We start from the raw sequence: 19,116 nt of genomic DNA on the forward strand, positions 1-19,116 counted from the left end.
ACGGATGATACGGATGACTCGGATAAAGCGGATTTTTTTGTGCTGGATAAATTCTCGATGCCAATAAAAATAATCCGTAGAAATCCGTACAATCCGCCAATTCTGCGTTCCATTCGATTCAAGGTAAAATAGAACACGGATGATACGGATGACTCGGATAAAGCGGATTTTTTTGTGTTGAATTAAATCTCGACATCAATAAAAATAATCTGCGAAAGTCAGCGCAATCTGCGGGCCTTCCTTTCTGAAGATGAAATAGAATACGGATGATACGGATTTTTTTGGGTTGCTTGGCTAAGCTTTGTAACTTACAGTGATTATATACCAACAATTCCACTAACCATGCAGCAGCCATCCCAGTCTGAACTATTTGAAAAGATAAAATTTGACATGAATTTATTAGCGGGGTGCTTCCGACAAGTTTTGGAGGACCTCGGCGAGAAAGAGCTTACGGAAATGTTACTTTTCTTGCAGCAGGGCAAAACGCCTATCAGCCTCTCCAACCCTTCGGAAAAACATATCCAAGTTTTAAGTATCTACCTCCAGTTTATGAATTTGGTGGAGGAGAATGCCTCTGTACAATTCCGCAGAAAAATTGTAGATCAAAATGGAATGGAAGCTGTAAGAGGTTCTTGGTCGGAGACATTTACTCGATGGACAAAACAGGGTCTCTCTCAAGAGCAGATGCTCCAACTCATCAGCAAAACTAAATTAATGCCTGTACTCACAGCCCATCCAACGGAAGCAAAACGTGTTTCAATCCTGGATCTGCACCGGGACCTTTATCTAAAGCTTGTCACACTGGAAAACCCAACTTTCTCCAAAGCGGAAAGAGAGATATTGACTGAAGAGGTTACTATTCTTATAGAGCGGTGGTGGAGAACAGGTGAGGTGTCTCTGGAAAAGCCTACCGTAGAGACTGAACGGAAAAATGTGATGCACTACTTCACCAAAGTTTTCCCCGCAGCCCTTCGAAAGAGCGATCAGGTGCTAAGGCAAAGCTGGGTTCAGATGGGTTTTGATAAAAAAGAACTGTCCCACCCCTCTCGATATCCCAGTATGGAATTCTTCAGCTGGATAGGAGGCGATAGAGACGGGCATCCCTATGTCTCTGCTGAACTTACTAAGGATACCCTTCTGACACACCGACAAGCTGCTCTTAAATTGTTGGATAAAGAATTGGCCAATTTAGCCGCCCGAATGAGCTTTTCTGAGATCAGGAACCCAGCTCCATCCGAATTCAAAGACGATATCAAAAGTAAGGCGAGTTTTTTTGGTTTGGAAGGCCATCAGGCTATATCCCGAAATGAATATGAACCATGGAGGCAATTCATAAATTTAATACGTTTGAAGTTGACCCATACTCATATTAAGGGACAGGAAGAGGAAAATTTGGGATACAAAACAGTCTATGAGATGACTGCGGATTTAAGGATCTTACGCGAAAGTTTAGAAAAAATTGGCTCTCACCATCTGATTTCCGAAATGTTGTTCCCTCTTGAACGGCAATTCAATACTTTCGGCTTTCACTTGGCAAAACTGGATATCAGACAAAACAGTGAATTTCACGAAAAAGCACTAACTCAAATGGTGAAAGCTGTCTACCCAGAAAAAAGGCCTTATGCTGACTGGAATGAAGAGGAACGGGTGGAATTTCTTTCTAAAGAATTACAAAGCCAAAGACCCTTTGCGGTTGCGGGACATTCATTTGGCACCGAGGCGGACAAGGTATTGGCCTGCCATCGAGTTGTATTTGAATACGTAAAAAATTTCGGCACAGCAGGCATTGGATCCTTCATTGTGAGCATGACTAGAAATTTAAGTGATTTGCTCTGTATCTATTTGTTTCACCGTGAAGTGGGCTTGGCCCAGTATTCATTTCCAGTCGTACCTCTTTTCGAGACCATCGAAGACTTACAGCATTCGGATACCGTGCTTCACCAACTACTTTCGCATCCGCTGCATAAGCAACACCTCAATGATTTGGGGCAAGTTCAGGAAGTGATGCTGGGCTACAGTGATAGCAACAAGGATGGGGGAATAATGACGAGTCGTTGGGAGATTTACGAAGCAGAGCAAAAATTAACTGCCGTTAGCAATCAATTTAACATTCAGTTGAGGTTTTTCCACGGCATCGGGGGCACGATTAGCCGTGGAGGGGGCAAATACCACCGTTTTTTGGAAAGTATGCCGCAAGGAAGTATGAGTGGAGAAATGAAATTTACCGTGCAGGGAGAAACTATCGCCCAGCAATTTGCAAACCTCCTAAATGCCACCTACAATCTGGAGATGCTATTGTCAGGGGTAGCCTGTCAGACTGGTTATGCTGTCTTCCCTCCAAAGGAAGAAAAATATCCCGTGCATGCCTTGGAAGCATTATCCAATGCCTCATTAAAATCATATACAGACCTTATCCACCACCCAGATTTCATCGAGTTTTATGGTGAGGCCACCCCAATTGACGTGTTGGAGCTTAGTAAAATTGGGTCCCGACCAGCCCGACGGACAGGAACACGCAGTTTAGGAGACCTTCGCGCTATTCCATGGGTTTTTAGCTGGAGTCAATCCCGTTTCAATCTTACTGGCTGGTATGGGGTGGGAAAAGCCTTAGAAATCCTACGAACTCAACAACCCGATACCTACTCCTCACTTGAATCATTCTCAGATGAATGGCCACTCTGGCGCTATATACTTATTCAGGTGGAGACAAACCTGATGAACGCTGATCCGGAATGGATGATAGAATATGCTGCCTTGGTTAAAAACAGGCAAATCAGAGATTTTTTTACCGATCTCATTTTGGAAGAACATACAAGGGCGTTAGATGAAATCGGTCTGTTACTTAAGGCAGAGAGGGCCGAGCGTAGGCAAAGTCTTCTAGACAATTTAGAGAGAAGAAAACATACCTTGGGCTACCTGAATGGTATACAGATAAGATACCTAAAGGAATGGCGCAGTATAAAAGGAACTGGCCGTGATTCAGAAGAAACTCTGATAACCAAACTTCTGGAAATAACCACGGCCCTGGCGAATGGGTTAAAAAATACGGGTTAATTGAAAAAATTCAGTTCTACAAAACTAAAGGCTATATATTCCACCAATGTTTTAGGTAGCTGAATTCATGCACTCTTTGGTCCCAAATTTCTTCCACCTCTATGTTAAACGTATGGTCGGTTACCATAAAATCCTTATTGGCCCGACGAATATTCATAAAACCAGCCAATTGGCCCCAAACAAAGAGTGGAATGGTAGGTATGGCGGCCATCACGCGCCTCGGGGTCCGGTTAAGAGTCAAATTTACTCCAAACCCGGCGATAAAAATCAACATGCATATTCCAATAGCAACGGCCAATAAGGGCTTGATGAAAATAGCTATTCCCATCACGAGCAAAGACCCTCCCACCAAAACCACCATAGGAGGCATCAAAACCGTAATGCTGAATAAAAAAATATTCCAGTCAAGACCTGCCAATCCCTTTCCCAAAGCCTTCAAGGCCTCCCAGCTATGGCGAAAGTAGCTATTCAACCACCTGCCTCTTTGCTTGCCTATCTGCTGGGATGAACTTATTTTTTCATCAAAGATTATAGCAGCCGGCGCATATGCAATTCTCAATCCCTGACGGACAAGTTGCAGCTGAAGCGATTTATCCTCAGACACTACGACCCCATTTGCCAATAACTCCCTCATTTCATGAGCGATGTTTTTCTGATACAGGTCCTTTTGAATAGACATGCCCGACCCCGCAATTGTCGAAGAAGCACCCAGTAGAAAAGGGACGTTTCTCACCGAATAGTCATAGTAATATTCTCCCAGTGCGTCCAATGCGGCATAGGTGGTGTCAATATTTTTCGCTATTCTTTTGCCTTGGACTACAGAATAACCCGCCTGATGATACCGATCCAAAACCTGTAAAAAATGAGCTGGAACTAAATTATCCGGATCAAAAACCACGACATGGGTGTGATTAATATCCATTTTCTCCAAGGAATGATTTAATGATGCAACCTTGCTGTTGAGGGGTGAGGTCGGAAGCAGCAGTGATAATCTAGGATCCATATATTTGATTTTTGGATCTGAAACACCGTCGGCTACCAAATAAATGTGATATCGGGAATATTTCTGACTAAGCAAAGAGTTCACCAATGGCCACGCAATATCTAAATCTTTATATACAGTGATTACACAGGCAAAGTCCGAGGTTGAACCCATTAAAGGCATTGGCTTAACTGGGGCAGGCAGAAGGGAAGCTACAGCTCCAGTTACAAATGGGAAAATCAAATAAAAACAACAGGCTGCCGCCAATATTTCCAAAATTACCAAAGCTGCTAAAAGTTTATCAGTGAATTATAGGCTGAATTTACTATTATTGTATGGGTAATCCTTAATTTTTACGATAATTTTTGAAGAAATAACAGCATGAAATCGAGCATGACGAAAGCGTCACACATTGGGATGATAATAGTAGCGAGAGTCCACGTGACCTTTAAAAAAAAATCATAAGCACATGAAATCGAGCATGACGAGATCGTCACACAGTGGGATGATTATAGTTGCGACCTGCCTGCCGCAGGCAGGGATTCCACCCCGATACTCGGGACAAGTTATGACCGTTAAAAATCAAATTATAAACAGATGAAAATTTCAGTCGAAATCCTTAAAAAAATTCCATTGGTCATGATCAGCATGTCACGCTGGGACGGTGATTTTTCATCAGCAGCATGGTCATTAGCCAAAACGTTTGCCAAAAATCAGCCGGTCATTTATGTAGACTATCCATTTACACTGATAGACTATTGGAGAGAACGAAAAACGTCGGCGGTGATTAAAAGAAAAAAAAGTCTCCTTTACGGAAAGGCTCCTCTGCATCCCTTACACCAATATGGTCCTAATCTCTTTGCCCTGACTCCTCCGTTAATGTTACCTGTCAACTGGCTTCCTGAGGGACGGCTTTATTCGCTTCTTTCGAAATGGAATGACAGACGATTGCATCGTAGTATCAGCAAAGGCTTGGCTGAATTGGGAAGTGCTGAATGTCTGTTTTTCAATTCCTTTAATCCCTTATACCTTTCCTCGCTTCCTTCCAACTTCCCAGCTACAGCCTTTATCTATCAATCCAGAGATAATATCCGGGCCTTGGAACCATATTTACGCAAACATGGAGCCCGTGCGGAAATTACAGCTGTTAGAAACGCACTACTCAGCATAGTCACTTCCAGGCAACTTCAAGCGGATTTGACGAATTTATCAGGTATTTCGGTTGATTATCTGCCGAATGCGGCTGACTTTGATACCTTTCGAAAAGCGTATGAGGAGAAATTGGACCTTCCACCTGATATGGAGGGGATAACTCATCCTATAATTGGGTACACCGGAAATATCTGCCACAGAACAGATTACGACCTTTTAGCGGCGATTTGCAAGGGTCACCCGGATAAAAATATTGTCATGGTCGGACCTAGAAATCATTGGGGCAGTACTTCCATAGACCTGGATGCCATACCCAACTTGCATTTTGTAGGTCCAAAACCGCTGGAAAGGTTGCCTGAATTTTTAGCTCATTTTGATGTTTTGATTTTGCCCTTTCTCTGCAATGAAGTGACCAAAAGTATATATCCATTAAAAATAAATGAATACCTGGCCTCGGGAAAACCCGTTATAGCGACACCGTTTTCTGAAGATATCCTTTCATTTAAAGGGCTAATTCGACTGGAGAAGGAGCATCAAGCATTCGTTTCAGCGATTTCGGAAGAAATGGCTATGGATACACCGACAATGCGGCTCAAAAGATATGAAGAAGCTTCTAAGAATACTTGGGATAACCGGGCCGCTCAAATCTGGAAATTACTGGAAGAAAAAATCAAACACTTTCGCTCTGAAAAAGAGCTGGAATAGTCCGTAGAATGATTTTAAAATCAAACCAGATGCTGAAGTTTTTGACATAATCATTATCCAAGCTTAGCCGCTCATCCTCAGACATTTCCCCACGCCCTCTTTTTTCCACCTGCCATAGGCCTGTAATTCCCGCAGGTCCCAGAAACCGTAGGGCATATTTGTCCGTGGTAATCTTTTCGGCTTCATAGAGGGGTAGCGGCCGATTGCCCACCAGAGACATGTCCCCTTTCAGCACATTCCAGAGCTGCGGCAATTCATCTATACTCGTGTTTCGAATAAACTTACCTATTCGGGTGACTCTTGGATCGTCTTTAATTTTAATAAAGGCGGCTTCTTTGTTGGTGGTATTTTTAGCATGAAATAAACGTTCACAGACTACTTTGTTGTCATCATAAAGCGGTTGTAGACACCCACCACCGGCCTGTTCACAAAATTCACATAGCTCCTTCACTTCCTCATCCTGTAAGGCAGTTTCTTCATTTGATGTTGTATACTGATTAAGATGTTTCAAATTTTGAAGATTGGCATCAGATCCGGTTTGCATGGATCTGAGTTTATAAAATTTGAAAATATTATAACCTGTTCCAACACGGTAAGAATAATAAAAAACGGGACCTTTTGATTCCAATTTGATCAATATACCAATAATCAAAAACAAAGGAGAAAGTAATAATAGAACCAATCCAGAACCCAGGATGTCTATTAACCTTTTTACAAAGGGGATTTTATAGGGTTTGAGACTTGGATCAGCAGTTTTGGTTTTGGTATAAGTATGAATAGGATGTTTTATTTGAAAATCGACCCTATTTTTTAACAAATCTCCCTGAAGCGGCAGGGTAAACACATCTGTAATTTGTTCCTTCAATGAGGCTTTGATTCCTTCGGGGTCGATTTTGTCCAGAATAAGGAAAAAGGGAATGACTGCAAAACCTAGTTCGATGATGGTCTTTTTGAGCGTAATTCCGTGCGCATCCCGCAAACCTGAAACACTTATAATACTGTCGAAATTTAACTTCTCTTTGGTGAGGGCATGGTACAAAGAAATGCCATTTGAGAACACTGTAAGTTCGTATTTATTTCCTAGCGCCTCGGTAATATCATTCAGCAGCGAACTGTTTGTAGTTACAATTGCAATGTGGGGTAGTCGGTTTTCCATCTAAAAATCAGCGTAGTACAAGTTTGCCCATTCTTCTCAATATTGAGTTTATTCTAGCTTCCAGTTCTTTGGGGTTAAAGGGCTTTACCATAAAATCATCAGCACCTGCGTTAAGTATTAGAATCTTCTTCTCGGAGGACTCGGTGGCAGAAAGCATAATAACCGGTATGGAGGAAAAAAATCCGCTGGATCTCAAAAACACAACGAATTCCTCTCCGCTAATTTCAGGCATATTCAGATCACAAATGATCACATCCGGAATATTCCCTTCCTGCATCCAGCTTATGGCATCTGCCGGTTTATTAAATACCTGGACTAGAAATTTATCTTTAAAATAATGTTGAATTATTAGAAGAACGGAAGGTTCATCGTCTATGGCTAATATTCTTAGTTTGTTGTTCATTAATGGGTTGATTAATTGTAGGTGCTGCCATTCAAAAAATAAAGATACTACTCTGCGAAGAAAATAATTGAAGAATAATTCATTTTTTTTGATCTAATTCACATGCCATTCGACAAAAAAAAGAATAAATAATTAAAAAATATACAAATAACAAAATATTATATCTAAATTACATTTTAATATATTTAAAAGCTCAATATCTTTTAATCAAAAAGCTGGAAAGAAAAGAACGCTACCTCTCTTTCCAGCCAATAATTAAAATAAACTTACCACTGATCTATTCCATTTCTTTAAGTGCTTCATCAAAATAGGAGATTGTTTTTTCCAAGCCGGCCCGAAGTGGGATTTTTGGTTCCCAATCCAGCTCCTTTTTAGCCAAATCTATAACTGGTCTTCGCTGCATGGGATCATCCTGAGGAAGTGGCATAAATTTCAACTTACTCTTGGAATTGATTAGTTCAATAACATTTTCGGCCAATTCAAGCATGGTAAATTCGACGGGGTTTCCGATATTTACCGGACCTGTAAATCCATCTCTGCTGTTCATCAGCTTATGCATGCCGGTAATCAAATCATCTACGTAACAGAAACTTCGGGTTTGTTTACCATCACCAAAAATAGTAATATCTCTACCTTGAAGAGCCTGTACAATGAAATTACTGACTACCCTGCCATCGTAGGGATTCATTCTAGGACCATAGGTATTGAAAATCCGCATGACTTTAATGTTCAGGTTGTGCTGCCTATGGTAGTCAAAAAACAAGGTTTCCGCACAGCGTTTACCTTCATCATAACACGCTCTGATTCCGGTGATGCTTACGCTTCCCTTATAAGATTCTGGCTGAGGATGTACTTCGGGATCTCCGTATACCTCGCTGGTGGACGCTTGTAAAATTTTTATTTTAAGTCGCTTAGCCAGACCTAGCATGTTGATGGCTCCGATGACACTCGTCTTGGTAGTCTGGACCGGATCAAATTGATAATGTATGGGACTGGCAGGACAGGCCAAGTTGTAAATTTCATCCACTTCGACGAATAAAGGCATAGTAACATCATGCCTCATAAATTCAAAATTTTTGTTTTGCAATAAATGATGAATGTTCCTGCGTCTTCCCGTAAAAAGATTATCAACACACAAAACCTCATGTCCTTCGCTTAAAAGTAAGTCACATAGGTGGCTCCCCAAAAAACCGGCTCCTCCAGTCACTAAAATTCTTTTCATAAATAACTGACCATTAAAACTATTGATATAAAATTACAAATAGTGGTAAAGAAACTGAATTGAAAATAAAAAGGAATATTTTTTCCCGCTCCAAAAATAGGCATATTTTAAAACATACCGGATAAAGAAACTTTTTTTTTCAGGGTATACCTTGAATTATTCACTAAAATAAAAACAAAATCAAATTACTACTCATAATAATGGAGATGAACCCATTTACCAATGATCCGAATACCTTTTAGAATAAAAAAAATCAAGCCATTAATGTAAATGAATGAATTGTTTGGAATGAAAAACTTACTTTTACGGTTAATAATATCCTAATTTAACCTTATCACTGAAAAACTACTTATATGAAAATCAATTACGCCATCATTTTATTTACCTTTATTCTCGCCATCGTTGCCATAGCGCCGACTGTAGGTCAAGCAGGAAAAAGAGACCTGTATGAACTTCGAACTTACCACATTGAAAATGCTCAGCAGGAAGGAATGATTGATGCTTACCTTAAAAACGCATTTATTCCAGCCGCACACAGGAATGGAATCAAAGAAGTAGGTGTGTTTAAACCGATAGCATCTGAAGCCGATGCCGGCAAAAAAATCTATGTGCTCATTCCTTATCCAAATTCAAAAAGCTACTTTAACTTCCCGGGAAAACTCGCCAAGGACAATTCATATCAGCAAGCCGGTAGGGATTATATCTTTGCCGCTCACAACAATCCACCCTACAAGCGCATGGAAACAGCACTGATGCAAGGGTTCACAGGTTCTCCAAGGTACAAGGCGTCGGGAGTTACTGGCCCCAAAAAAGATCGGATTTATGAGCTAAGAAGTTATGAGGCCGCTACCGAGCGGTTGTATCATCAAAAGGTGAAGATGTTTAATAATGGGGAAATCGATATTTTCGACAAGTTAAATTTCAATCCGATTTTTTATGGAGAAACTTTGGCTGGGGCGCAAATGCCTAACCTGATGTATTTGACGACTTTTGAAAACATGGAAAAAAGAAATGCTGGATGGGATGCGTTTCGTGTAGATTCTGATTGGGAAGCCATGAAGGATCTCGAGGAGTATAGAAATACCGTTTCCAAAAACGATACTCGCCTTTTGTATCCAGCCGAATATTCTGATTTGTAAGAGTTTGAAAAATCTGATAATTACAAAAGGGAAGGAGTCTATCTCCTTCCCTTTTGTGTTTTAACACGCAGGCCTTTCAATGGAGGCTAATCAGTTTTTTCTCCACCAATTTATCGACTGGAATCTTATTGCCAATAAGGTTAAGGTCCTTTAGTAGCTCCATTGTGGTTTCTAGAGAATCGGATGCAACGCTTGAATCCGAAGCCCAAGTTGTCATGCCAAACCAATCATTAATATCTGCCTTTTCGATGCCGTAATAGGTAGAAATCTCTTCGATTGATAATGCTTTACGGGATTTCAATTCGACGGATTTGGCATATACCAAATCTCTAACCTTCATAACCTCCGCTGGAAAGTTAGTTAGGGCATTTTCCGAAGCCACCAGTACGAAACATGGCCACGGAGTAGGAATCTCGCCAATTCGGCGAAAATCACCAGAGTTGACTAAAGGTTGGGTAGTGAATTTTTCCCACAGAAAGACTTTTGCTGTGGATTTTCTAAACGCTTTTTGGGCACCTTCTAAATTTCCAATAATTTCAAATTCCAAAGATTCCGTTGGCCATCCCTGTTGCTTAGCCAATAAGAAAGCCATTAAATGGGAGCCAGATCCCATTCTGCTTATTAAATAAGGGACATTTTTAATATCATCGAGTTCCTTTAACTTGGAGCTTGCGGGCACATGGATTCCCCACACCAAGGGCGACAACACATGAAATCCGATAATTTTACCAGGATTGCCTTCAATTTTATCCTTAATAAAACTTTCTGTCAGTATGATAGCCAGGTCAGTTGAATTCTCCCGAATAGCCGCATTCATTGCCCCTGAGCCCCTCGATTCGTTTTCCCATTCCAACATGATTTCTTGGGTCAATAAAGGCTGTTCTTTCACCACTTGTACCCAAGGAAAGTTGAAATGCTCAGGAACACCTAAGATCCTAATTTTTTCCATAACCCAAATATAAAAAAAAATGCGGTTGAAAAATTTATATTTAAACTTCGGGATAAAGGGATTAAGCATGGTTATTGTTATCTTTGAAGCTTATTAATCAACTTTTATTCTTAAGTTGGTTGTTTTACAATCATTGAAAAAATATTATCCTATGAAATTCAAACCAGGAGTAAAATACGGTGAGGAATTAAAAGACTTATTAGCCTATGCAAAGGAAAGTGAGTTTGCCATGCCTGCAGTCAACTGCATAAATTCAAATACCGTTAATGCAGTATTGGAAACGGCAAAGAAAGTAAATTCACCAGTTATGGTTCAATTTTCTAACGGTGGTGCTCAGTTCTTCGCGGGAAAGGGGCTTCCTAACGATAAACAACAAGGTGCAATAGCTGGAGGTGTATCGGGTGCTATGCACGTGCATAAAATGGCTGAGGCGTACGGAGTGCCAGTAGTATTACATACCGACCATGCCGCCAAAAAACTCCTCCCTTGGATTGACGGGCTGCTGGCTGAAGGAAAAGAATTCTATAAAGCATTCAAAAAACCTTTATTTAGTTCACATATGCTGGATCTTTCCGAGGAACCGCTTGAGGAGAACATCAGTATCTCGGTGGAGTATTTTAAGGAATTTACAAAACTTCAGATGGCCATAGAAATCGAATTGGGTGTCACGGGAGGAGAAGAAGACGGTGTAGACAATACGGATATTGACAGTTCGAAATTATATACCCAGCCTGTAGAGGTTGCCCATGCCTATGAGGAGTTGAAAAAAGTAAGTGATTTGTTTACAGTTGCAGCCGCATTTGGAAATGTACATGGTGTCTATAAGCCTGGAAACGTTTCTTTAAAGCCAATTATTCTTAAAAAATCTCAGGATTATATCAACGAAAAATTCGGCACAACCGGAAAACCGGTAAATTTTGTATTCCATGGAGGATCCGGATCAACGGTTGAGGAAATCAGGGAAGCAAACAGCTACGGTTCCATTAAAATGAACATTGATACAGACTTACAGTGGGCCTTCTGGGAGGGTGTTAAGCTTTATTATAAAAGTAAAGAAGGATACCTTCAAACTCAACTAGGCAGTCCTGACGGACCTGATAGTCCAAATAAAAAGTTCTATGACCCCAGGGTTTGGTTAAGGAAAGGCGAAGAAAATTTCTCCAAGCGATTGGAAGTTGCGTTTGACATGCTTAATGCAATTGATAGAAATTGATTCTATCATCTGCCACAAAAAAAGGGACAAATTAATTTGTCCCTTTTTTTGTGATATACTTAAATGCTCAAACCTGGAAGGTTTTTCTTCATAAGGATCACCTGGTTCCAGAAAAGCACTACGGCGTAGGAATAAATTAGGTGGATAATATATTGGCTATTCTGAGTTCATCTTCATCGACTTTTTTATCATCGACTATAGCCCGCTTAATCGGAGTAAAAACAATCTTATTGTTAATCACACCTACCATCACGTCATACTTACCGTGTAAAAGACCCTCTACGGCTGATACTCCAAGCTTGCTGGCGAGTGTCCTGTCAAAAGCTGAGGGAGCACCTCCTCGCTGTAGATGTCCTAAGATGGTTACTTTGATGTCGTAAGTAGGGAGGATTTTGCGAACTTTCTCGGCTATTTCCGTTGCTCCGCCACTTTTACCTCCTTCAGCTACAATGACAATGTTACTTTCTTTTTTGGCCTTTTCCCTATTTTTAAGCCGTTCTAGCAGCATTTCCACCGGCATTTTTTTCTCAGGAATCAATATGGCAGCAGCGGCACTTCCAATACCCGCGTTAATAGCTATAAATCCGGCATCACGCCCCATTACCTCTATAAAAAATAGTCGGTCGTGGGAAGTTGCAGTATCCCTTATTTTGTCAATCGCCTGAATCGCCGTATTGCAAGCTGTATCAAAGCCAATTGTAAGATCAGTGCCAAAGAGATCGTTGTCAATCGTACCGGGTAAGCCCACAGCTGGGATACCATATTCCTTATAGAATAAATGTGCCCCCGTCAAGGAACCATCTCCGCCGATTACCACCAAGGCATCAATTCCATTGCTTTTCAGATTGTCATAAGCTTTCTTCCTTCCTTCCGGAGTTTTAAATTCCTCGCTTCGGGCGGATTTGAGAAAGGTTCCACCCCGCTCCAATACATGGGCTATGGATCTGCTGTCCATTTTACGGATATCATTATTTATCATCCCCTCGTATCCCCTATAGATACCAAAAACTTCCAAATTATAATAAAACCCCGCTCGAACAACCGCCCGAATAGCGGCATTCATTCCCGGTGCATCCCCACCTGAAGTAAGTACACCAATTTTCTTTATTGTAATATTTTCCATGTACTAGATCAAAGGTCTCTAAGGTTTTTAAATATTATTTCCGCCGCCGCGAAGTTGGTGGCAAGCGGAACATTGTGCACATCGCAGATCCGCATAAGCATCTGCACATCTGGTTCATGGGGGTGCTTACCCAAGGGATCCCTAAAAAAGATAACCATATCCAGCTCCTTCTGGGCTACCATGGCACCAATTTGGGCATCACCACCAAGTGGTCCAGAAAGCAACTTAATGACTTTAAACCCGGCTCTTTCTATATGCTGTCCCGTTGTACCGGTAGCTACAAGTTCTATTCCTTCTAATGCTTCCTTGAATCCACTCAAAAAATGGACCATATCGGCTTTTTTCCCGTCATGGGCAATCAATGCGATTTTCATATTTCCTGATAGGTTTGAAACTCAAAGTTACGTATTAAAAAGCAACCGCCTACCATGATGCAGGGGGTATATCTGAAATCATACCAGAAATTTTATTTGGTTAAAAAGTAGGAAACCAATTCTTCCCACTCTTTTTCCAAACTAACTTGGGATCTCGGCCTTCCAGATCTTCTATACCAATAGTCTGCATTGGACTGATCGCCTTCTTTGCGATGAAGATAGGCATGAACATAAGCTGCGTCTTCTCCAGGAAGTTGGTCCACCAGATCGTGGGCACCCTTCCACTCGCCCTTTGCATCAAACCAAAGCGATCTTAAATAGACCGAAAGATGACCGGGAACTTCTTCCAGGTCCAATTGCTGCTTAAATTCTGAGACTGTCATAGCGCGGATCTGTTTGTGGTAGTGCCAAATTAAACACATAAAATGTAAGCCACCAAAAATCAACAAAAGTTTTAACCACTAAAATCCAACTGCAATACCTACTTCATGTTTCGGAATAAGCAAAACTTTTTCACATGATCTGCTAGCATTATATGCGTTTAATTTTCTAATAATTATGTCATCCAATTCGCTTTGGCTGGCAGCCATACCAAACCCCATTCCAGTAGAAAAGAACAGTCTATCACAACTAAAATGTTGGGAATTTGAATATGCTGACCCGAATAACATGGCAGACACCAATGTCACCCTGTATACAAATTGTTTTATGTGAAATCTCACAGTCGTACGTTTGGTTTCCACCTGCACGGACGTATTCTACTCGGTTTTTGGTGTACCCAATCTTCTAATAAGGATCAATATCCACTATAAAACGGGTTGCTTTGAAGTCTTTTTCCGCCCGCAACTGGTTCAAACAATCTTCTAATCCTTGTCTAAAAACTGCGTGATGATTTCCGGATCTGTCAATTTTAGCAAATATTTCAAAAATATATTGATTCTTGATTTTACCAACGAGGCCTTTCTCAGGACCAAGCATAATCTTCCGGACGGGAATTTCTGCCAGCAATTGAAATAGATGGCGGGCAGCCCTTTCAGAAATTTTATGGTCTTTGTGCTTAACGGTCACCTTTATCAACTTGACGAATGGCGGATAAAAAAACCGTTTACGCTCACCCATTTCCTGAAGATAAAAATTGATATAATCCCCATCCATTATCTGCTTGAAAATGGGTAGATCCGGCTTGCGGGACTGCAAGACTACAGTTCCATTTTTATCCCTTCGTCCAGCACGTCCCGCCACTTGGGTAATCATCTGAAATGCCCGCTCACCAGACCGGAAATCCGGAAAATACAGCATGCGGTCAGCGTCTATGACACCCACTACCGTAACTTTGTCAAAATCCAAGCCCTTAGAGATCATCTGCGTTCCTACCAAAATATCTATATTACCCGCTCCAAATTCCTCCAAAAGCCTTTGATATCCATATTTGCTCCGAGTGGTATCCAGATCCATTCTGGCAATACGGGCTTCAGGGAAAAGCAGGCTCAGGTTCTCCTCAATTCGCTCGGTCCCCACTCCTACCAATGTCAATTTCTGGCTGCCACAGGCAGGACATAGCGGGGGTACTTTCTCCTTAAACCCACAATAATGGCAGCGCATCTCTTCCGCGAATTGGTGATAGGTGAGGCTTACATCACAATGTTCGCATTCTGGAATCCATCCGCACTCCTCACAGGACATATAGGGTGCATATCCCCTCCTATTTTGAAAGATCAACACCTGCTCTTGATGATTTAACGCATCCTGGATTTTCTCCCGTAGAAGCCTGGTGGAGTCTAGTTTGTACAGGTTTTTCTTTTTGTCCGAAAGAATGTTTGCTAGCATGTATTGGGGCAATTCGGCCTTTCCGTACCGCTGATTGATCTGCACTAGGCCATATTTACCTATCCGTGCGTTGTAATAGGATTCAAAGGAAGGAGTTGCACTGCCAAGGATGGTCTTGGATTGGTGCAGCCAGGCTAACATAATGGCGGCATCCCTGCCCTGAAACCGGGGTGCAGGGTCAAACTGTTTGTAGGATGGCTCGTGTTCTTCATCGACCAATATAAGTCCCAAACTGTCAAATGGCAGAAAGACCGCAGACCTCACACCTACCACAAAATCATACTTTCCCGACAAAACCCCAAGCCAAACCTCCACCCGTTCATTGTCCGAAAATTTGGAGTGATACACCCCCATCTTACTACCAAACACCCGCTGTAGCCGGTTTACAATTTGAGTCGTAAGGGCAATCTCCGGCAGCAACAACAAAACCTGAGACCCGCTTCCCAGCACCTCTTGAATCAATTGAATATAGATTTCGGTTTTCCCACTTCCGGTGATCCCCTGCAATAAAACCGTCTGCTTCGTTTCAAACTGCTCCTTAATCGTAGAAAATGCTTCTTGCTGAAAAGCGGCAAGTTGGACGGTTTCTTGTAAAATCGGGATTTCCTCAAACCTACTGATGACCACTTTAAACTCCTCCAAAATACCGTTCTTAATCAATGTCTTTAGCGAACTCTCTGACAACCCCGCTTTGGCAAAAAGATTTTTCAATACCCCGGAGTCATTGAGTTCAGGTTGTTGATACACAGGTATCAGCTGCAGGTATTTCAATAGTATTTCTTCCTGCTTAGACTGGCTTTTCAGGGAATCAAATAAGGATTCCAATTCATTCTTGCTATTTAAAAATCTGGAATTGAGTTTGATTCTAGTTTCTTTTTTCGGTTGATATTTTTCCTTTATCTCCTCGAAAACGAGCACCGCTTCTTTTATCAATAGACTCTTTATGATAAGGTGGGCGGACTTAATACCCAACAAATCACTACAGGCCTGCATATCCAGTTCTTTTTTATCCTGCAGGACTTCCAGCAGGAGAAGCTCCCTGGAGTCCATGGGAAATCCGGGATTGTCCATTTCAAAATCAGGATGAAGCTGAACTTTGCTCTCGCTACTAATTTTCAAACCGCTCGGCAACGCAGCATTCATCACCTCGCCGATATGGCAACAATAATAGGAAGACATCCATCCCCAGAAATTAATCTGCAGGGCATTGACCACCGGAGTACTGTCCAATAGATCCAAAACCAGTTTGGCTTCATAAACAGTTGGAGCCTTTCCATGTACTTTTGCAACAATTCCCGTAAGTATTTTTTTCTTACCAAACGGAACAATGACCCTAAACCCTATACCTATCAGAGATTGAAGCGCCGGGGGAATACGGTAGGTAAAAGTTTTAGGTATGGGTACAGGCAAGATAATATCCGCATACATTGCCTCTAGCATGTCTTCCTGAATAGTATTTCCAAATAGATCTTCCAACTTGTAGTTAAAACGTTTGCTTTTAGACGGGATCAGATTTAGTTAAATGGATTCCAGTTGCCGCTTTACCCCCTCAATTTCAGAACAAAAATCTACTTGGGGGGATAATTCTTCCATTTCATAGAGCAAATTACGCAAAAAAGTTTGATGGGACATGCTTTCCGGGTGGAAGGGCTTGTGGGCAAGGGAGGTTTGAATCCGTTTTATTCTTCCCCATAAAGATAGTGTGTTTTGGTCAAAATAAACTTTTTGAAACTCCTGCCAAATATATTCTTCCGCAACTTCGGAAGGGTGAATTAGATCTGATTTGTAAAAACGATAATCCCTTAGGTCATCAATCATCCACTCATAGCTTGGAAAATAGGATACCTGCCCATGGGTCTCTGCCAATTCATGGCAAAGAATTCGAAGGAGACTTTTGCTAAGTTGATTCTCTGGAATTCCATCTTTGATATGGCGTACAGGGCTTACCGTTAGGACTAGTTGTATATTTGGCTGAACACGAATCATTGCTTCATAACATTTGCTAAACGCCGATTGCATCTCAGACAAATTTGAAAGTCTCTTTTCAAATTGTCTACCGGGCTGTTTGTGACAATTGGCCACGATAAGGCCTTCGGCTTTTTTTTCATAAACATACGATGATCCCCATGTGAAAAACACATGACTGGCTTTGGATATCGTGTCGGCAACTTCTCTTTGGATAATATGTAGCCGATGATTCAACTCCTCGAAAGTCCTGCCATATAAAGTCGAATGGGTCAAATAATGGTAATGATATCCATTTGAAGCTAAAAACCCTTCATCTGGCAGTGATGTTTTTAGAAGTGAATGAGTTATCAATTGGCAAACGGTCACCGGGTTGAAAATCACCCCAAAAGGATTGCCCAGCACATTCATTTTGCCCAAACCCATCCTTTGGCCCAGCAGGGAAGAAAAACAGGACCCCATGGTAATTACCGGATGGTCGTAGGTGACCTTATCTTGTTGAGGTTGAATTGAAAAATTTGTTCTGAATTCCATATGAATAAATGTAAACAAAAAAAACCGAGTGGAACCAAAACTCACAATTAATCCTGAGACAATACCTTTTTAAGGTAAACAAAGGAAAAGGCAATCACTTAAAAAAAAGGAAACTAAAAATTCATTGAATAAAAAGCTGCTAAAAAAGTGTCAAAAAAAAGCCCGGCTAAACCGGGCTTTTGAATAATTATTCTGCAATTACCACAAATTTTACGGTAGTCTTAACTTCCCGATGCAAATCGACTTCTGCTTCAAATTCTCCAGCTGTTGAAACCGGCTGGTTGATTGAAATCTTCTTTCGGTCTACTTCAATGCCTTTCTCAGCAAGTGCATCTGAAATCTGCAATGTAGTCACTTTACCAAAAATCTTACCGGAATCACCAATCTTGGCTTTGATCTGCAAGGTGGTATTGGCTATATTTTCGGCTAAAGCTTCCGCGCTTGTTTTAATTTTTTCTGCCTTATGTGCTGCTTGCTTGATGTTCTCTTCCAGAACCCGCTTGTTGGAAGCAGTTGCCAACACGGCAAAACCTTGGGGAATCAGGTAATTTCTACCATAACCTGGCTTTACTTCCACCAAATCATTTTTATACCCAAGCCCTTTTATATCTGTTTTTAAAATAACGTCCATTATAGTAAGGATTATTAATGTTGAATGATACAGTCGGAAATTATTTCAGACCATCAGCTACATAAGGCAACAAGGCCAAATGCCTGGCTTTCTTAATAGCTTGTGCAACTTTACGTTGGAATTTGGCTGAATTTCCGGTCAGTCGGCGAGGAAGGATTTTTCCCTGCTCATTCACAAATTTCAAAAGGAAATTAGGGTCTTTGTAATCAATGTACTTAATACCCAATTTTTTGAATCGGCAGTATTTTTTCTTAATCTGCTCCCTATTGATAGGTTCGTTTCTCAGTGTCATTTGGCTGCTTCCTCCTTTACTTCTGCTTTTTTGTTAAACTCTCCTTTTCTTCTTCTCTCTGCATACGTGACAGCATGCTTATCGAGAACGGTCGTCAAAAATCTCAACACCTTTTCGTCTCTTCGATATTCGATCTCCAATTTTTTGAGCAACGTAGGCAACGCCTTGAACTCAACCAGCACGAAAAATCCAGTAGTTTTCTTCTGGATGGGATAGGCAAGCTTTTTAAGCCCCCAATTCTCCACATTCACAATATCTGCTCCCTCTTCTTTTAACAAGTTCACGAACTTGTCCACGGTATCCTTCATCTGAACATCAGACAAAACGGGAGTAAGGATGAATACCGTCTCATAATCTTTTTGGAACATTCTAAATTGTTTTAAGTATATTTTTTG

The 19,116-nt window shown here is 41.2% G+C and carries 17 protein-coding genes; 4 read left to right on the top strand and 13 right to left on the bottom strand.

Translation table 11 applies throughout. The annotated features are described in order from the left end of the window. The first annotated feature begins 342 nt into the window (after positions 1–342). Positions 343–3,054, top strand: coding sequence for a phosphoenolpyruvate carboxylase (locus FQ608_RS04275; protein ID WP_158856556.1), 2,712 nt, complete (start codon positions 343–345; stop codon positions 3,052–3,054). Between the two features lie 31 nt (positions 3,055–3,085). Here the strand turns inward: FQ608_RS04275 and FQ608_RS04280 are convergent, their stop codons facing one another. After that, positions 3,086–4,321 (bottom strand): glycosyltransferase, encoded by a 1,236-nt coding sequence (locus FQ608_RS04280; RefSeq protein WP_158856557.1) that lies wholly within the window; start codon positions 4,319–4,321, stop codon positions 3,086–3,088. Between the two features lie 312 nt (positions 4,322–4,633). Here FQ608_RS04280 and FQ608_RS04285 point away from each other — a divergent pair, with 312 nt between their 5' ends. Continuing rightward, positions 4,634–5,893: a glycosyltransferase gene (locus FQ608_RS04285; RefSeq protein ID WP_234364062.1), complete on the top strand. Its 1,260-nt coding sequence runs from the start codon at positions 4,634–4,636 to the stop codon at positions 5,891–5,893. Here the strand turns inward: FQ608_RS04285 and FQ608_RS04290 are convergent. The 3 genes from FQ608_RS04290 to FQ608_RS04300 form a co-directional block, all read right to left on the bottom strand. Continuing rightward, entirely contained in the window at positions 5,859–7,049 is a 1,191-nt protein-coding gene (locus tag FQ608_RS04290) for a sugar transferase (protein ID WP_158856558.1), read from the bottom strand. The genes FQ608_RS04285 and FQ608_RS04290 overlap by 35 nt on opposite strands. A 7-nt stretch (positions 7,050–7,056) precedes the next feature. Continuing rightward, on the bottom strand, positions 7,057–7,452 hold the full coding sequence (locus tag FQ608_RS04295) for a response regulator transcription factor (protein WP_158856559.1): 396 nt from the start codon (positions 7,450–7,452) through the stop codon (positions 7,057–7,059). A gap of 277 nt (positions 7,453–7,729) precedes the next feature. Beyond that, positions 7,730–8,674, bottom strand: a complete 945-nt coding sequence (locus tag FQ608_RS04300; protein WP_158856560.1) for a UDP-glucuronic acid decarboxylase family protein — start codon at positions 8,672–8,674, stop codon at positions 7,730–7,732. Positions 8,675–9,027: 353 nt separating this feature from the next. Here FQ608_RS04300 and FQ608_RS04305 point away from each other — a divergent pair, with 353 nt between their 5' ends. After that, a complete protein-coding gene (locus tag FQ608_RS04305) occupies positions 9,028–9,813 on the top strand; it encodes an NIPSNAP family protein (protein ID WP_158856561.1) in 786 nt (261 codons plus the stop codon). A gap of 76 nt (positions 9,814–9,889) precedes the next feature. On the opposite strand, the gene FQ608_RS04310 is transcribed toward FQ608_RS04305, so the two are convergent. Further along, on the bottom strand, positions 9,890–10,762 hold the full coding sequence (locus tag FQ608_RS04310) for a type 2 periplasmic-binding domain-containing protein (RefSeq protein ID WP_158856562.1): 873 nt from the start codon (positions 10,760–10,762) through the stop codon (positions 9,890–9,892). Between the two features lie 151 nt (positions 10,763–10,913). Here FQ608_RS04310 and fbaA point away from each other — a divergent pair, with 151 nt between their 5' ends. Beyond that, positions 10,914–11,975, top strand: a complete 1,062-nt coding sequence (fbaA, locus tag FQ608_RS04315) for a class II fructose-bisphosphate aldolase (protein ID WP_158856563.1) — start codon at positions 10,914–10,916, stop codon at positions 11,973–11,975. Positions 11,976–12,111: 136 nt separating this feature from the next. On the opposite strand, the gene pfkA is transcribed toward fbaA, so the two are convergent. From pfkA to rpsF, 8 genes are all read right to left on the bottom strand, one after another. Further along, complete coding sequence (gene pfkA / locus FQ608_RS04320; RefSeq protein WP_158856564.1) at positions 12,112–13,098, bottom strand: 6-phosphofructokinase; 987 nt, start codon at positions 13,096–13,098, stop codon at positions 12,112–12,114. A gap of 8 nt (positions 13,099–13,106) precedes the next feature. Further along, positions 13,107–13,472 (bottom strand): methylglyoxal synthase, encoded by a 366-nt coding sequence (locus tag FQ608_RS04325; protein WP_158856565.1) that lies wholly within the window; start codon positions 13,470–13,472, stop codon positions 13,107–13,109. Between the two features lie 92 nt (positions 13,473–13,564). Next, positions 13,565–13,855: a hypothetical protein gene (locus FQ608_RS04330; protein ID WP_158856566.1), complete on the bottom strand. Its 291-nt coding sequence runs from the start codon at positions 13,853–13,855 to the stop codon at positions 13,565–13,567. Positions 13,856–14,258: 403 nt separating this feature from the next. Beyond that, complete coding sequence (gene priA, locus FQ608_RS04335) at positions 14,259–16,775, bottom strand: replication restart helicase PriA (RefSeq protein ID WP_158856567.1); 2,517 nt, start codon at positions 16,773–16,775, stop codon at positions 14,259–14,261. Positions 16,776–16,817: 42 nt separating this feature from the next. Then, complete coding sequence (locus FQ608_RS04340) at positions 16,818–17,798, bottom strand: GSCFA domain-containing protein (RefSeq protein ID WP_158856568.1); 981 nt, start codon at positions 17,796–17,798, stop codon at positions 16,818–16,820. Between the two features lie 187 nt (positions 17,799–17,985). Further along, on the bottom strand, positions 17,986–18,429 hold the full coding sequence (gene rplI, locus FQ608_RS04345; RefSeq protein ID WP_158856569.1) for a 50S ribosomal protein L9: 444 nt from the start codon (positions 18,427–18,429) through the stop codon (positions 17,986–17,988). A gap of 40 nt (positions 18,430–18,469) precedes the next feature. Next, positions 18,470–18,721, bottom strand: a complete 252-nt coding sequence (gene rpsR / locus FQ608_RS04350) for a 30S ribosomal protein S18 (RefSeq protein ID WP_158856570.1) — start codon at positions 18,719–18,721, stop codon at positions 18,470–18,472. After that, on the bottom strand, positions 18,718–19,089 hold the full coding sequence (gene rpsF, locus FQ608_RS04355; RefSeq protein ID WP_158856571.1) for a 30S ribosomal protein S6: 372 nt from the start codon (positions 19,087–19,089) through the stop codon (positions 18,718–18,720). Before rpsF ends, rpsR begins: the two co-directional genes overlap by 4 nt. Positions 19,090–19,116 lie beyond the last annotated feature (27 nt).

The organism is Lunatibacter salilacus (assembly GCF_009797935.1).
Classification (GTDB): domain Bacteria; phylum Bacteroidota; class Bacteroidia; order Cytophagales; family Cyclobacteriaceae; genus Lunatibacter; species Lunatibacter salilacus.

Bases quoted from the DNA above. Each gene is read 5' to 3' on its own strand.
- FQ608_RS04325 (WP_158856565.1), bottom strand. From the start codon at position 13,472: ATGAAAATCGCATTGATTGCCCATGACGGGAAAAAAGCCGATATGGTC.
- FQ608_RS04275 (WP_158856556.1), top strand. From the start codon at position 343: ATGCAGCAGCCATCCCAGTCTGAACTATTTGAAAAGATAAAATTTGAC.
- FQ608_RS04290 (WP_158856558.1), bottom strand. From the start codon at position 7,049: ATGGAAAACCGACTACCCCACATTGCAATTGTAACTACAAACAGTTCG.
- rpsR (WP_158856570.1), bottom strand. From the start codon at position 18,721: ATGACACTGAGAAACGAACCTATCAATAGGGAGCAGATTAAGAAAAAA.
- fbaA (WP_158856563.1), top strand. From the start codon at position 10,914: ATGAAATTCAAACCAGGAGTAAAATACGGTGAGGAATTAAAAGACTTA.
- FQ608_RS04285 (WP_234364062.1), top strand. From the start codon at position 4,634: ATGAAAATTTCAGTCGAAATCCTTAAAAAAATTCCATTGGTCATGATC.
- rpsF (WP_158856571.1), bottom strand. From the start codon at position 19,089: ATGTTCCAAAAAGATTATGAGACGGTATTCATCCTTACTCCCGTTTTG.
- FQ608_RS04300 (WP_158856560.1), bottom strand. From the start codon at position 8,674: ATGAAAAGAATTTTAGTGACTGGAGGAGCCGGTTTTTTGGGGAGCCAC.
- rplI (WP_158856569.1), bottom strand. From the start codon at position 18,429: ATGGACGTTATTTTAAAAACAGATATAAAAGGGCTTGGGTATAAAAAT.
- FQ608_RS04305 (WP_158856561.1), top strand. From the start codon at position 9,028: ATGAAAATCAATTACGCCATCATTTTATTTACCTTTATTCTCGCCATC.
- FQ608_RS04340 (WP_158856568.1), bottom strand. From the start codon at position 17,798: ATGGAATTCAGAACAAATTTTTCAATTCAACCTCAACAAGATAAGGTC.
- pfkA (WP_158856564.1), bottom strand. From the start codon at position 13,098: ATGGAAAATATTACAATAAAGAAAATTGGTGTACTTACTTCAGGTGGG.
- FQ608_RS04330 (WP_158856566.1), bottom strand. From the start codon at position 13,855: ATGACAGTCTCAGAATTTAAGCAGCAATTGGACCTGGAAGAAGTTCCC.
- FQ608_RS04295 (WP_158856559.1), bottom strand. From the start codon at position 7,452: ATGAACAACAAACTAAGAATATTAGCCATAGACGATGAACCTTCCGTT.
- FQ608_RS04310 (WP_158856562.1), bottom strand. From the start codon at position 10,762: ATGGAAAAAATTAGGATCTTAGGTGTTCCTGAGCATTTCAACTTTCCT.